Source organism: Dellaglioa sp. CoH-57-MRSF-18, from assembly GCF_056781995.1.
The window spans coordinates 1-751 of sequence record NZ_JBXAXX010000028.1 but is presented as its reverse complement, the minus strand read 5'-3'; the positions used below and the strand labels follow the sequence as shown (position 1 = coordinate 751).

Genomic DNA, 751 nt, shown 5'->3' with positions numbered 1-751 from the left:
CCTCGGTAGGTCATCAGTACTCCGACGAGTATCAAGTTGTGCTAGGCGCGCAGGACAAGGATGACTACCAGTGCCTGAAGGGAAAGCACGTGCTTATGTACGATTCGGCTCACAAGAACAAAGAAAGCAAACCGGACCCGATATACATCACAGAGGCTGACCTGATGGAACGTGAAGGCCTCACTCCAGCCCAGTTCTTGCAGTATCAAATTCTGCTGGGCGATAAGATTGACAGCATTCCACGAATTGGCACGTTCAAGCCGCTTCAGATTAAGAAGGGGCTGATCGAACACGGCACGATCGCTGACTGGTACGCAGCGGCCGACGCAGACGTGAAGAAAATGTTCGACATGAATCGGGTTGCAATCAAGCGCAATAGAAAACTCGTGACACTCAAGACCGATGTGCTGCCACCCACTGAACCGGATGAGTGGAAACCGCCCAAGGCAAAGAGCTTCGAGGCGCAGTCGCTACCTTCGACATACCACGCATGGCACTCGCAGCTGTATCCGAAATCACGAGGCTTGTTCTAAATGAAAAACCCCATCAGATTCGCGTCTGATGGGGTTTTTGTTTTACGCCGCTGATGCTGTACCACGCAGCGTGAACGTCGCGTTCGCTAGGTTCGCGTCTGCTGATGCCGCCGCTGTCACAATAAGCACATCGGTCGCATTTAGGGTCTGCGCTGACGAGAAAGTGAACGTCGGTTGCCGTGCACCTGCTGCCCAGTTGATAGTGCCCAAGTTTGTGG

The 751-nt window shown here is 53.3% G+C and carries 1 pseudogene; it reads left to right on the top strand.

Going from position 1 to position 751, the window contains the following annotated elements:
- Positions 1-533 (top strand): annotated as a pseudogene (locus AC1RPG_RS07855) (hypothetical protein); the annotation flags it as partial.
- Positions 534-751: the final 218 nt, after the last annotated feature.